Consider the following 13,539-nt stretch of genomic DNA (forward strand, 5'->3'; position numbering starts at 1 on the left):
GATCCATTCGGTTTGGTCGTTCGATTCGGGCTGCGCAAACGATAACGGACGACCTCGGACGGTAGCGTTCGGTCCGTGAGCACCACCCCGTCCCGCGTGTTCGCGGCCAGGCTGGTCGGACTCCCGATCTTCGACCCCCAGGGTGACCAGGTCGGCAAGGTCCGCGACCTGGTCGTCACGATGCGCAGCGAAGCCACCCAGCCCCGTGTCCTCGGCATCGTCGCCGAGGTCTTCGGGCGACGCCGGATCTTCGTGCCGATGACGCGGGTCACCAACATCGACAGCGAGCACGTCTACACCACCGGTCTGGTCAACATGCGCCGCTTCGAGCAGCGCTCGACCGAGACGCTGGTCATGGGCCAGATGCTCGACCGCACCGTCACCATCACGAGCAGCGGCGTCACCGGCACCGTGTACGACGTCGCGATGGAGCCCGCGCGCACCCGCGACTGGGTGCTGAGCCGGGTCGCCGTCCGCGAACCGTCCAAGGGTTTCCGCCGCCGCGGGCAGACCCATGTCGTCGAGTGGCGCGACGTCGTCGGTCTGACCCGGTCCGACGACCGCCAGGGAGCGACCCACCTGGTCGCGGCGCTGAACGAGATGCGACCTGCGGACGCGGCGAGCATCCTGCACGACCTGCCGGCCGATCGTCGTACCGCGGTGGCGCTGGCGCTGGACGACGAGCGGCTCGCGGACATCCTCGAGGAGATGCCGGACACCGACCAGGTCGAGATCCTCAAGGGCCTGGAGGCCGAGCGGGCCGCGGACATCCTCGAGGAGATGTCACCCGACGACGCCGCGGACCTCGTGCGCGACCTGCCGCCCGAGACGGCCGAGATCCTGCTCCGGCTGATGGAGCCCGAGGAGGCCGAGGACGTCCGGCGGCTGATGAAGTACGTCGAGAACACGGCCGGCGCCATGATGACGCCGGAACCGGTGATCCTCGGCCCCGACGCCACCATCGCCGACGCGCTGGCCCACGTGCGCAACCCCGAGCTCACGCCCGCCCTCGCGGCTCTCGTCTACGTCTGCCGCCCGCCGCTGGAGGCACCGACCGGCAAGCTGCTGGGTGTCGCGCACATCCAGCGCCTGCTGCGCGAACCGCCGTCCACGCTCGTCGCGGGCGCACTGGACGACTCGATGCAGTGGCTCAGCCCCGAGGCGACCATCGACGAGGTCGCGGCCCACCTGGCGACGTACAACCTGGTGGCGGCGCCGGTGACCGACGAGAACGGCCGCCTGATCGGTGCGGTCACCGTCGACGACCTGCTCGACCACATGCTCCCCACCAACTGGCGTGACCGTGCGCCCCGGCCGGGGGGCACGGGTCGATGAGCGAGACCCGCCGGACCCGCGACCGGCTGGACACCCCTCGCGAGGAGCGCCGCCAGCTCGTCAAGAAGCCCAGCTTCAACAGGGACGCCTTCGGTGTCTTCGCCGAGCAGTTCGCGCGTTTCATGGGGACGGCGACCTTCCTCATCTACATGACGCTGTTCGTGCTCGTGTGGGTCGGCTGGAACCTGCTGGCGCCCGACGACTGGCGCTGGGACAACTACCCGTTCATCTTCCTGACCCTGATGCTGAGCCTGCAGGCGTCGTACGCCGCCCCGCTGATCCTGCTCGCGCAGAACCGCCAGGAGGCTCGCGACCGGGTGATCGCCGAGCAGGACCGGCAGGCGGATGCTCGGGCGCACGCCGACATGGAGTTCCTCGCTCGGGAGGTCGCCTCGCTGCGGATGTCGGTGGGCGAGGTCGCGACCCGCGACTTCCTGCGTTCGGAGCTGCGGACCCTGTTGTCGGACCTCGACGAGCGCGCTGACGAACGTGCCGAGTCTCACGAGGACGGCGGCGACGGAGCGCAACCCGCCCCTCACTAGACTCGGACGTTGTGAGCACCACACAGCAGTCCCCGTCCGTCGAGCAGGTCATGACCGCGCTGGCCACGGTCAACGACCCGGAGATCAAGAAGCCGATCACCGAGCTCGGCATGGTCGAGAGCGTCGACATCGCTCCCGGCGACGGCGGATCCGTCGTGACCGTCAACGCCCTGCTCACCGTGGCGGGTTGCCCGCTCAAGGACACCATCACCCGTGACGTGACCGCCGCCGTCACAGCGGTGCCCGGTGTCACCGGCGTCCAGGTCAACCTCGGCGTCATGTCGTCCGAGCAGCGGACGGGCCTGCACGCGACGCTCCGCGGCGGCGCGGCCGCCCGCGAGATCACCTTCGCGCAGCCGGGCTCTCTCACCAAGGTCTTCGCCATCGCCTCCGGCAAGGGCGGCGTCGGCAAGTCCTCGGTGACCGTCAACCTCGCCCTGGCGCTCGCGAAGGCCGGCCGCAAGGTCGGCATCGTCGACGCCGACATCTACGGCCACTCGGTCCCGGCCATGCTCGGTGTCGCGGACTCGCGCCCGACCCAGGTCGACGACCTGATCATGCCGGTCCCGACTGCTTCGGGCGTCTCGGTGATCTCGATCGGCATGCTCAAGCCGCGGCGCGACCAGGTCGTGGCCTGGCGCGGACCGATGCTCGACCGCGCCCTGGTGCAGATGCTCGCCGACGTCTACTGGGGCGACCTCGACGTCCTCCTGCTCGACCTGCCGCCGGGCACCGGCGACGTGGCCATCTCGCTGGGCCAGCACCTGCCGGGCGCAGAGGTCGTCGTGGTGACCACGCCCCAGGAGGCCGCCGCCGAGGTGGCCGAGCGGGCCGGCACGATGGCCTCGATGATGCACCAGCGCGTGGTGGGCGTCGTCGAGAACATGAGCTACCTCCCCTGCCCCCACTGCACCCCCGAGGGCAAGGAGCACCGGCTCGAGATCTTCGGTGCCGGTGGCGGCGACCGCGTGGCCGAGACGCTCTCGAAGCGCTTCGGGTACGACGTCCCGGTGCTGGGCCGGATCCCGATCGACATCACGTTGCGCGAGGGCGGCGACGCCGGCAAGCCGATCGTCGAGTCGAACCCGACAGCCCCGGCAGCGCAGGCCCTCAACGACGTCGCCGACCGTCTCGACGGCCGCGGCCGCGGGCTGGCCGGCATGCAGCTCGGCCTGACGCCGAGCAACAAGTTCTGATTCCGGCCGCGAGCAGCTGAGCACGGACTGAAGGGGGCGGGCTGAGTGTTCGGAATCGGCTTCGGCGAGCTCGTCGTCATCGCAGTGCTGGCGGTCCTGGTCTTCGGTCCCGACCGGCTGCCCGAGCTCGCCCAGCAGGCCGGGCGCTTCGTCCGTCAGCTCCGCAAGTTCGCGACCAGTGCGCGCGACGAGCTGCGCTCCGAGCTGGGGCCGGAGTTCGCCGACCTGGAGCTCTCCGACCTCGACCCCCGGGCGATCGTCCGCAAGCACATTGCCGAGGCGATGGCCGAGCTCGACGATCTCGAGGACGCCATCCGCAGCGACGAGGACACTCCGAAGCAGGTACCGCTCGGAGCCGGCGAACGACCGCCGTACGACGTCGACGCCACCTGACCTGACCGCGGGTCAGGCGCGCGACTGGGCTGCCGCCAGGACGTCGAACGCGACCAGGAGGGTACGGCGCTCCTCGCCCTCGACGAGCTCGCAGAAGTCGCCGCCGACGCGGCGCAGGACGCCGTCGTGGCGGCTGCCGTCTCGCAGGTGGAGCACGCAGGCCTCCCCCGCTTCCGCGATCCGGCGCAGAGCTGAGCCCAGGCCCAGGCGGGCAAGGGGCGACCAGGCGACATCGGGCACCGAGCGCACGGACGCGCCCTCGACGATGCCGACAGCGCCCAGGTCGATGACCCAGTCGTGGTCACCGGAGGAGACGAGCAGCCAACCCTCGGCCACCCGCTCGATGACCCCGGTGACGGGTCCGACGCCGGTGACCCCGAGCGTGACGGTCGTTCCGACCGAGGCCATGAGGCGGCTCGCGAGCGAAACCTGCTGGTACTCCGCCCGGCTGCGGTCCGCGATGTCAGCCGTGCGTTCGGCCGCGTGGAGCGCGCTCGCCTGATCCTCGAGATCGTCGAACAGCGCGAACAGATCGTCCTCCCAGCCCATGGCACCCAGCCTCGCACGCCCGGGGCCCGGCAGCGCCAGCAGGTCCGGCCCCATGCGTCCCGTCCCTGTGGAGAAACGGTTGACTCCGGTCCTGAACGAATGCATCCTGACTCAAACAGAAGCAAACGCAAGGATTCTCGGGATGAATCAGTCAATGAGCAGCGCACGTGTCCGCGCCCGTGCCGGGTTGCTCTGGACGGCCGTCACGGCGATCGTCGTCACGCTCGGGCCGACCGTCCTCGCCGGCACGTCCGAACTGGCCACCGCACCCGGCCCGGACTTCGCCTCGCTGCTGGTCCAGCTCTGCTCCGTGCCGGCCCTCGTTGCGCTGGCCGCGCTCTGGTGCCTGACCACCGACGTGGTGCGCCAGGCCCTCGGTCCCACACCCTCGAACCCGCGCACCACCGGACGACCGGGTCCTGTTCGGGCCCTCCTGCTGGCCGCCTGTGGCGTCGCCGTGCTCTCCACGACGACGGGAACCGCGTTCGCCCACGAAGGTTCCGATGCTCCGCTCAGCGCCGAGGCGCTCGACGGACTGCCACTGCCGGACCGCGCCACCGGCGGCGGTCCCACGCCGGCACCGACCGACCCGCTCGTCGTTCGGGTTCGGCCGGGCGACTCGCTGTGGGTGATCGCCTCCCGCACCCTCGGCCCCGGCGCCTCCGCGGCCGAGGTGACGTCGTACTGGCACCGGATCCATGCCGCCAACGCCGCCGTGATCGGCGCCGACCCTGACCGCCTGCTTCCCGACCAACACCTGCACCTGCCACCTCGTTGACCCGCCCAGGAGGATCCATGTCCGTCCCGACCCCCGAGCTCATCGGCGTCCGGCTCCCTGTGCCGGTCACCGCGACCCAGGGCACCCTCGCCCTGGCCCTGCTGCCCCGTCACGCGCCGCCCGAGCTGGCTGCGCCCGGCTCCCGGCCCGGCGCGACCGTGGTCCCGATCGACCGCCGACTCCGCCACACCATCGCGGAGTGGACCCACCGGTTCACCCAGGCCGCGCTGGAGATCGTCGGCGGCGACCGACCCTCCTCGCAGCTGCTGCGCTGGACCTCGCCCGACGTCTACGCCGACCTGCGCCGACGCGCCCAGCTCGTGGCCCGGGCCGGCGGCCACCAGCCCGGGCTCGCCCGGGTGCAGCCGGTCCGTCCGAGAGTCCTGAGCGTGCACTCGTGCTTCGTGACCGACGACATCGTCGAGTGCGGGGTGCACGTGCGGCACGGCGAGCGTTCGCGCGCCGTCGCGGTCCGGTTCGAGCGAACCGACCAGCGCTGGATCTGCACCGCCCTCGACTTTTCCTGAACGTGAGACCTGTTCAGATGTGACGTGAGTCACTACGTTGCCTCCATGATCCGTTCCCTCACGGCCTCACTCGCCGTCATCGGCGCGACGCTCGTCGCGCCCCTCGCCACAGCCCCCGCCCATGCCGACGGAGCCGGAGTCGGCACCCCGTGGGTGGTCTCCGTCGGCGACTCCTACATCTCGGGTGAGGCCGGCCGCTGGGCCGGATCGTCCAACAGCAGCAGCGCCCGAGCCGACGCACTCGGCTCCACCGCCTACTACGACAACGCGGCCGGTACGGGCGAGGCCATCAACCGCTGCCACCGCTCGAAGAGCGCCGAGATCCACATCGGGGGTGGCGTCCAGAGCCTCAACCTCGCCTGCTCCGGCGCCAAGACCGGCACCGCGACCGGCAGCGACTTCAAGCCCGGTCTCGACTTCTACAGCGGCAGCGAAGGCGTCGGACAGGCCCGTGCCCTGCAGAGCTTCGCCACGTCCAACAACGTGCGGATGGTCGTCGTCTCCATCGGCGGCAACGACTTCAACTTCGCCGGGATCATCCAGCAGTGCGTCACCGACTTCCTGGCCTCCCCGTCGTGGTGGAAGGACTACTGCAACGACGACAGCAGCGTCACCAGCAACTTCACCTCGACCAACGTCGCGACCGTGAAGTCCCGGATCGCCACCGCCCTCACCAACGTGCGGACCGCGATGCGCAACGCCAACTACACCGACACCCAGTGGACGATGCTCGTGCAGACCTACCCGTCACCGGTCCCGACCGGTTCCGGCTTCCGCTACAGCCAGAGCGGGTACACCCGCCAGAACACCGGCGGCTGCGGGTTCTGGGACAACGACGCCACCTGGGCCAACAACACGGCCCTGCCGACGATCAACAACACCGTCACCGGCGCGATCAGCCAGGCCGGCATCACGAACGCCCAGGTGCTCAACCTGTCCAGCGCGTTCAACGGTCGCCGGCTGTGCGAGACGGGCGTCGGCCTGTACGAGGAGGTCGGCCTCGCCAACTGGCTGTCCACCGGCGCGGTCGACAAGACCGAGTGGGTCAACCAGATCCGCACCGTCACCACCTCGGGCAGCAGCCCGTACTACATCCAGGAGTCGCTGCACCCGAACTACTGGGGCCAGCTCGCCGTGCGCAACTGCGTCCGCCAGGCCTACAACGGCGGTACGCCGGACGGCGGCACCTGCGTGCGCAGCGGCACGGGCCTGCTGAACGGCGAGCCGCGGATGGCTCTGCAGTAACGCGAGTTGGGGTTTGTCACCCCCGAGTTGTACGAAAACACCGAGACCCCCTGACGCAGGTCGGGGGGTCTCGGTGTTTTCGTACAACTCGGGGGTGACAAACCCCAACTCGCGCTAGCCGTTGACGCGGGCGGTGAGGCCGCTGGGGCCACCCGGGGCACCGTGGCACCGCTTGTACTTCTGGCCCGAGCCGCACGGGCACAGGGAGTTGCGGCTGGTTCCGGCGAACTCGTCGTCGGCATTGCTCACCGTGCCGGGTCCGCGGACCTCTTCGTGGCCCGTCTCGTCCGGCGCGGAGTAGGACAGGTTCTGCGGCTGCTTCGGGACGTCCAGGCCCTTGGCCTTGACCTTGGGGGCCTTGAGCTCCGCCGAGATCGACGCGAGGTCGACCTCGCCACCTGCGCCGACGCCCACGGGCGGCTCGGCCAGCGCACCCTCGTGCATCGGACCGGCGTGACGGGTGCCGTCGGCGTGGTAGTGGACCTCTTCCTCCTCGACCTGGACCTCCAGGTTGAACAGGAAGCCGACCGTCTCCTCCTTGATGCCGTCCAGCATCGCGGCGAACATGTCGAAGCCCTCGCGCTGGTACTCGACCAGGGGGTCGCGCTGCGAGTAGGCCCGCAGGTAGATGCCCTCGCGGAGGTAGTCCATCTCGTAGAGGTGCTCACGCCACTTGCGGTCCAGGACCGAGAGCACGACGCGGCGCTCGAGCTCGCGGGCGACCTCCTCGCCGACCTCCTCCTCGCGGCGGTCGTACGCCGCGTGGGCGTCGGCCTGGAGCTTCTCGATGAGCGTGGCCCGGTCGAGGGCACCCTGGGACCCGGCCTCCTCGATCAGCTCCTTCGGCGTCACGGCCACCGGCCAGTACTGCTTGAGGTCGGTCCACAGCTGGTCGAGGTCCCATTCCTCGGAGAACTCGTCCAGCGTGCCGTTCACGGTGCCGGTGACGACGTCGTCGATGAACGTACGGACCTGACCCTCCAGGTCGACGCCCTCGAGCACCTCGCGGCGCTCGCCGTAGATGACCTTGCGCTGGCGGTCCATGACGTCGTCGTACTTGAGGACGTTCTTGCGGGACTCGAAGTTCTGCGACTCGACCTGGCCCTGGGCGTTGGCGATCGCGTTGGTGACCCGCTTGTTCTCGATCGGGATGTCGTCGGCGATCTTCAGCAGCAGCAGGACCCGGTCGACCCAGTCCGACTTGAACAGCCGCATCAGCTCGTCCTGCAGCGAGAGGTAGAAACGGCTCTCGCCCGGGTCGCCCTGACGACCGGAACGACCACGCAGCTGGTTGTCGATACGGCGCGACTCGTGGCGCTCGGTGCCGATGACGTAGAGGCCGCCGAGGTCGCGGACCTCGTCGTGCTCCTTCTCGACCTCGTGCTTGAAGCGCTCGACCATGGCGGGCCAGGCGGCGTCGTACTCCTCGGCGGTCTCGCCGATCGGCTCGAGGCCCTGCTTGCGCAGCTCGGCGTCCGCGAGGAACTCGACCGAACCACCGAGCATGATGTCGGTGCCTCGACCCGCCATGTTGGTGGCGACGGTGACCGCGCCCTTGTGACCGGCCATCGCGACGATCTTCGCCTCTTCGGCGTGGACCTTGGCGTTGAGGACCGAGTGCGGGATGCCCTTCTTGGTCAGGGCCTTGGAGAGGTACTCCGACTTCTCCACCGAGACGGTGCCGACCAGGACCGGCTGGCCCTTCTCGTTGCGCTCGGCGATGTCGGCGACGACGGCGTCGTACTTCGCCTCCTCGGTGCGGTAGACGAGGTCGGCCTGGTCCTTGCGGAGCATCGGCTTGTTGGTCGGGATCGGGACGACACCGAGCTTGTAGATCTTGTCGAACTCGGATGCCTCGGTGAGAGCCGTACCGGTCATGCCGGAGAGCTTCGGGTAGAGACGGAAGTAGTTCTGCAGCGTGACGGTCGCGAGCGTCTGGTACTCCTCGCGGACCTTGACGCCCTCCTTGGCCTCGATCGCCTGGTGCAGGCCGTCGTTGTAGCGACGTCCCGCGAGCATCCGGCCGGTGTGCTCGTCGACGATGAGCACCTCGCCCTCCATGACGACGTACTCCTTGTCGTTGCGGAAGAGCTCCTTGGCCTTGATCGAGTTGTGCAGGAACGAGATCAGCGGGGTGTTGGCCGACTCGTACAGGTTCTCGATGCCGAGGTGGTCCTCGACCTTGGTGATGCCGTCCTCGAGGACCGAGATGGTGCGCTTCTTCTCGTCGACCTCGTAGTCGGAGTCCTTGGTGAGCTTCTGGGCGATCTTGGCGAACTCGCCGTACCACTTGACCTCGTCCTGGGTCGGACCACTGATGATCAGCGGGGTCCGGGCCTCGTCGATGAGGATCGAGTCGACCTCGTCGACGATGGCGAAGTTGTGGGTGCGCTGGACGCAGTCGGCGAGCACCGAGGCCATGTTGTCGCGGAGGTAGTCGAAGCCGAGCTCGTTGTTCGTGCCGTAGGTGATGTCGCAGGCGTAGGCCTCGCGCCGTTCGGCGGGCCGCATGCTCGGCAGGATCACGCCGACGGACAGGCCGAGGAAGTGGTGGATCCGGCCCATCATCTCGGACTGGAACTTCGCGAGGTAGTCGTTGACCGTGACGACGTGGACGCCCTTGCCCTCGAGGGCGTTGAGGTACGCCGGGAGGGTCGAGACCAGGGTCTTGCCCTCACCGGTCTTCATCTCGGCGATGTTGCCCATGTGGAGCGCCGCCCCGCCCATGATCTGGACGTCGAAGTGGCGCTGGCCGATGACCCGGCGAGCCGCCTCACGCACGGTGGCGAAGGCTTCGGGGAGCAGGTCGTCGAGGTCCTCGCCCTCGGTGAGACGCTTGCGGAACTCGTCCGTCATGCCCCGCAGCTCGTCGTCGGACATCGCCGTGAAGTCGTCCTCGATGGCGTTGACGGCCTTCGCGATCGCTTCGAGCTGGCGGAGGATCTTGCCCTCTCCGATACGGAGGAGCTTGTCGATGATCACTGGCACGGCGCCACTCTACCTAGGCGGAACTAGACCTCAGATTCGCGGCGGCGGTCGTATGCGGAGAACGCCTCGGCCCGCTCCCGCTCGATCTTGCGTCCGAGCACGTAGGCAGCCCCCCACAACAGGGCGAACAACGGTCCCAGGGCCCACATGATCCCCACCACGAACCCCAGGCCGATTGCGGCGACCTGGATGGCGTGACCGAGGTAGTAGGCCGACTCACGGCGCAGCATGCCGGCGACCAGCACGCACGCGAGCGCCAGGCCGAGGCCCACCGACAACGCGACCGCCGGCCGGACGTCGGAGAGCGAGATCATCACCGGGATGGTGAGTCCGAGCGCGATCGCCTCGAGCGAGAGCACAGCGGCGCACATCGCCCGCCGCGGCGACTTCTGGCGCTCGGGGTCCGGCAGGCTGACCTGGTCTGCGTCACTCGCGCCGCTCGCCCGGTCGCTCACTTGTTGCCTCCGAGCAGCACCCGCGCCTCGCCGACGGTGACGACGGAGCCGGTCACCAGCACCGCGCCCGAGCTGAGGGCGTCGTCCCCGCCCGACTCGGCACGGCCGGCTGCCTCGTCGATCGCGTCGGCCAGGACGGGTACGACGGAGACCCGGTCCTCGCCGAAGACCTCACGAGCTGTCACCGCGAGCTGGTCGGCGGGCATCGCCCGGGCCGTCGAGTTCTGCGTGATCACGACGTGCTCCAGGTGCGGTTCGAAGGCCGCGAGCAGTCCCTCGGCGTCCTTGTCCCCCATCACGCCGATCACGCCGATGAGCGGGGAGAACTGGAACGAGTCGTCCAGAGCGGCGGCCGTGGCCTCCGCACCGTGCGGGTTGTGCGCGGCGTCGAGCACGATCGTGGGACTCCGCCGCACGATCTCCAGGCGTCCCGGGGAGGTCATCTCGGCGAAGGCCGCACGCACCAGCTCGTCGCTCAGCGGCTCGTCCCCGCCGAAGAACGCCTCGACCGCGGCCAGGGCCGCTGCCGCGTTCTGTGCCTGGTGGACGCCGTAGAGCGGCAGGAAGATCTCGTCGTACCGGGCCCGCAGGCCCTGCAGGTCGATCATCTGGCCGCCGACCGCAGGCGCCCGGGTGATCACCCCGAACTCGAGGCCCTCGCGGACCAGCGTGGCGCCGACCTCGGTGGCCCGCGCCAGGATCACGGCGGCCGCCTCGGCCGACTGCTGGGCAACGACCACGACGGCGCCCGGCTTGATGATGCCGGCCTTCTCGCGAGCGATCGCCGCCACGGTGCTGCCGAGGAAGTTGGCGTGGTCGATCGCGATGGGCGTGATCACGGCAACGTCGGCGTCGATGACGTTGGTCGCGTCCCAGGACCCACCCATGCCGACCTCGACCACCGCGACGTCGACCGGTGCGTCGGCGAAGGCGCCGTACGCCATGCCGACGACGGCCTCGAAGAAGCTGAGCGGGTGCTCCTCGGCGGCGTCGACCAGGCCCATGTACGGCGCCACGTCGTTGAACGCGCGCACGAAGGCGTCGTCGTCCAGCGGTTCGCCGTCGATGCTGATCCGCTCGCTCATCTTCTCGACGTGCGGGCTGGTGAAGCGGCCGGTACGCAGGTCGAGCGCACGCAGCAGGGCGTCGATCATCCGCGCCGTCGAGGTCTTGCCGTTCGTACCGGTGAGGTGGATCGACCGGAACGCCGCGTTCGGGTCTCCGAGCAGCTCGGTGAACGCACGGATCCGGTCGAGCGAGGGCTCGAGCCGGGTCTCGGGCCAGCGGGACAGGAGGGCGTCCTCGGCCTCGGCGAAGGTCTCGGCAGGGCGCGCTACGGGCTCAGTCATGGGATTCGGAGTCTAGTGGCGCGCGCCGGAAACTAGTGTGTCGGCCCAGAGGGAGTGACACGGGAGTGAACATGGCTGGTCGTCGACGCGTGTGCGCGTTCGTTGCAGTGCTCGTCGCTGTGGCGATGGCTGCGTCGGCCTGCGGCGGTGACCGCGACGGCGTCGTACCGAAGGCGGAGGCCGCCACCTCCGAGGCGCCACTGATCCCCGAGCAGACCGAGCTGCCGACCACGCTGCCCAGCGACGTGCTGGCCGGCGAGATGCAGGACCTGGCCAAGCTGGCCGAGCGGCTCGCGCAGAAGCTCCCCAAGCAGACCCGACCGAAGCCGATCGACGTCGCGCCGGGCAGCGAGCAGTGGCGAGTCGGTACCGCCTACCGCGGCTACTTCGCCGATCCGGACATCCTGCGCCACGGCGACAACTGGTACGCCTACGCCACCAACACCTCGGGCCTGCGCCTCCCGACCCTGACCTCGCGGGACCTGCGTACGTGGACGCCGCTGGCCACCCGCGGCGGCGGGAAGGTCGACCCGCTGCAGGCGGCGGGCTGGGTGCACAGCCGGGGTGGCGGCCAGGACCTGTGGGCGCCCGGTGTCGCACGGGTCGGCAACGGCTGGACCGCGGCCTACGCCGCGCCCGCGGGAAAGAGCGGCGGACAACGGCACAACTGCATCGGGCTGACCCGCGGCTCGTCGCCCGGCGGTCCGTTCCGGCCTGTGGGCGAGCAGATCTGTTACGGCGAAGCACAGCTCGGCGTCATCGACCCGGACGTCTTCGTGGACGACAAGCACGTGCCCTGGCTGCTGTGGAAGTTCTCCGGCGTGGTCAACCGCCGACCGGCTGGGCTCTTCGTCCGCAGGCTCAATGCCGACGGCACCGGCTTCGCTCCCGACTCGGTGACCCGGGAGCTGTTGACGCTGTCCCAGCCGTGGGAGGGCGACACCATCGAGAACCCGAGCATGGTGCAGTTCCGCGGCGTGACGTACCTGTTCTTCTCGGGCAACAACTACGAGAACGCCAGCTACGCGACGGGCTACGCGATCTGCGCCGGCCCCGAGGGCCCGTGCGTGCGCCAGAACCGCGGCGCTCCCCTGCTCTCCACGCAGTCCACCGGCAACCTCGGCCCGGGCGGCGGCACCGCGTTCGTCGACGAGAACTCGCTGCGGATGATCTACCACGCGTGGGACCGCGTCGGGCGGCTCCGGCGGATGCACATCGCGAGCTTCTGGCAGCGCGAGGACGGCACCCTCGAGGTCGTCGACCCGGGCTGAACCCAGCTCGAGCGGGATCAGGTCCGTTCGACGACCATCCGGAGCCAGCCGGCGACCTGCCGCATCAGCGGCTCGGCCGCGTCGAAGACGTCGGCGTGGCGCCAGAAGCCGTGCAACTGGCCGAGGATCCGGGTGCCGACGACCTCGACCCCCGCGGCGGCGAGCACCTCCACGAGGTGCTCGCCCTCGTCGCGCAACGGGTCGTGCTCAGCGGTCACCACGAGCGTCGGCGGCAGGGTGCCGAGCCGGTCGGAGCGCAGCGGCGCGAGGTCCGGGTGCTCGAAGTCGGCCGGGCTGGCGGCGTACTGCTGCCAGTACCAGGCGGCCTCGCTCGCATCGAACCCGGCGACCTCGGTCCGGTAGGAGGCGAACGACGCGGACGGGTCGAGGAACGGATAGATGAGTACGACGCCCGCGAATCGGCCGGGGTGACGCAGGGCCGTGACGAGAGCGAGGTTGCCGCCCGCGCTGTCGCCGTGGGCGAAGGTCGGCAGGTCGGCGAGCCCTGACTGCTCGCCCAGCCATGCCAGCGCGGCGCCGACGTCGTCGGGAGCAGCCGGGAAACGGTGTTCGGGCGGGCGCCGGTAGTCGACGCTGAGCACGGCCATCCCGGTCCGGTTGGCCAGCCGCCGGACGGTGGCATCGTGGACGTCGACGTCGTTGAGCACGAACCCGCCGCCGTGGGCGTGCAGGATGACGCCGTCGTGGCCCTCGGGGACGTAGAGCCGCGCCGCCACTCCGTTGGCGTCGACGTCACGGACCTCGGCGACGTCCTCCCGCGCCTGCGCAAGGGCGGCCGCCCGGTCCTGCTCCCGCGTGGCCGCGATGTCGAAGTCCGGATCCGTCACCGACAGCGCGGACGCGTTGAATTCGATCGCCCGGCGCGCCTGGGGGTGAAGTGCCATGGCGGC

The 13,539-nt window shown here is 69.9% G+C and carries 13 protein-coding genes; 8 read left to right on the forward strand and 5 right to left on the reverse strand.

The features are described 5' to 3' along the window. The first annotated feature begins 75 nt into the window (after positions 1–75). Genes ASD84_RS05500 through ASD84_RS05515 form a run of 4 tightly spaced genes read left to right on the forward strand, consistent with a single transcriptional unit; the run spans position 76 to position 3,466 of the window. On the forward strand, positions 76–1,335 hold the full coding sequence (locus tag ASD84_RS05500) for a magnesium transporter MgtE N-terminal domain-containing protein (RefSeq protein WP_056707498.1): 1,260 nt from the start codon (positions 76–78) through the stop codon (positions 1,333–1,335). Further along, positions 1,332–1,877, forward strand: a complete 546-nt coding sequence (locus ASD84_RS05505) for a DUF1003 domain-containing protein (RefSeq protein ID WP_056707500.1) — start codon at positions 1,332–1,334, stop codon at positions 1,875–1,877. Before ASD84_RS05500 ends, ASD84_RS05505 begins: the two co-directional genes overlap by 4 nt. 50 nt (positions 1,878–1,927) lie before the next feature. Then, the gene (locus tag ASD84_RS05510; protein ID WP_056710697.1) at positions 1,928–3,073 is read left to right on the forward strand and encodes an Mrp/NBP35 family ATP-binding protein; all 1,146 of its coding nucleotides are present in this window, start codon (positions 1,928–1,930) and stop codon (positions 3,071–3,073) included. A 45-nt stretch (positions 3,074–3,118) separates the two neighbouring features. Then, positions 3,119–3,466 (forward strand): sec-independent translocase, encoded by a 348-nt coding sequence (locus tag ASD84_RS05515; RefSeq protein ID WP_056707503.1) that lies wholly within the window; start codon positions 3,119–3,121, stop codon positions 3,464–3,466. A 12-nt stretch (positions 3,467–3,478) separates the two neighbouring features. Here the strand turns inward: ASD84_RS05515 and ASD84_RS05520 are convergent, their stop codons facing one another. Then, the gene (locus tag ASD84_RS05520; RefSeq protein ID WP_056710700.1) at positions 3,479–4,015 is read right to left on the reverse strand and encodes a hypothetical protein; all 537 of its coding nucleotides are present in this window, start codon (positions 4,013–4,015) and stop codon (positions 3,479–3,481) included. A 154-nt stretch (positions 4,016–4,169) separates the two neighbouring features. Between ASD84_RS05520 and ASD84_RS05525 the strand changes: the two genes are divergently transcribed. Genes ASD84_RS05525 through ASD84_RS05535 form a run of 3 tightly spaced genes read left to right on the forward strand, consistent with a single transcriptional unit; the run spans position 4,170 to position 6,565 of the window. Continuing rightward, positions 4,170–4,793 (forward strand): LysM peptidoglycan-binding domain-containing protein, encoded by a 624-nt coding sequence (locus ASD84_RS05525; protein ID WP_056707505.1) that lies wholly within the window; start codon positions 4,170–4,172, stop codon positions 4,791–4,793. 17 nt (positions 4,794–4,810) lie between these two features. Further along, a complete protein-coding gene (locus ASD84_RS25015) occupies positions 4,811–5,320 on the forward strand; it encodes an Rv3235 family protein (RefSeq protein WP_056707508.1) in 510 nt (169 codons plus the stop codon). A 45-nt stretch (positions 5,321–5,365) separates the two neighbouring features. Further along, positions 5,366–6,565 carry a hypothetical protein gene (locus tag ASD84_RS05535; RefSeq protein WP_056707511.1) on the forward strand — a complete coding sequence of 400 codons (1,200 nt, stop codon included), beginning with the start codon at positions 5,366–5,368 and terminating at the stop codon, positions 6,563–6,565. Between the two features lie 114 nt (positions 6,566–6,679). On the opposite strand, the gene secA is transcribed toward ASD84_RS05535, so the two are convergent. Genes secA through ASD84_RS05550 form a run of 3 tightly spaced genes read right to left on the reverse strand, consistent with a single transcriptional unit; the run spans position 6,680 to position 11,357 of the window. Further along, a complete protein-coding gene (gene secA, locus ASD84_RS05540; RefSeq protein ID WP_056707513.1) occupies positions 6,680–9,553 on the reverse strand; it encodes a preprotein translocase subunit SecA in 2,874 nt (957 codons plus the stop codon). A gap of 23 nt (positions 9,554–9,576) precedes the next feature. Further along, a complete protein-coding gene (locus ASD84_RS05545) occupies positions 9,577–10,008 on the reverse strand; it encodes a DUF4233 domain-containing protein (protein WP_235530985.1) in 432 nt (143 codons plus the stop codon). Then, complete coding sequence (locus tag ASD84_RS05550) at positions 10,005–11,357, reverse strand: bifunctional folylpolyglutamate synthase/dihydrofolate synthase (protein ID WP_056707515.1); 1,353 nt, start codon at positions 11,355–11,357, stop codon at positions 10,005–10,007. The genes ASD84_RS05545 and ASD84_RS05550 overlap by 4 nt, the downstream gene beginning before the upstream one ends. Positions 11,358–11,428: 71 nt before the next feature. Between ASD84_RS05550 and ASD84_RS05555 the strand changes: the two genes are divergently transcribed. Next, a complete protein-coding gene (locus tag ASD84_RS05555) occupies positions 11,429–12,628 on the forward strand; it encodes a glycoside hydrolase family 43 protein (protein ID WP_156391596.1) in 1,200 nt (399 codons plus the stop codon). Between the two features lie 17 nt (positions 12,629–12,645). On the opposite strand, the gene ASD84_RS05560 is transcribed toward ASD84_RS05555, so the two are convergent. Continuing rightward, positions 12,646–13,533 (reverse strand): alpha/beta hydrolase, encoded by an 888-nt coding sequence (locus ASD84_RS05560; RefSeq protein WP_056707522.1) that lies wholly within the window; start codon positions 13,531–13,533, stop codon positions 12,646–12,648. Positions 13,534–13,539: the final 6 nt, after the last annotated feature.

The organism is Nocardioides sp. Root682, from assembly GCF_001427795.1.
Classification (GTDB): domain Bacteria; phylum Actinomycetota; class Actinomycetes; order Propionibacteriales; family Nocardioidaceae; genus Nocardioides.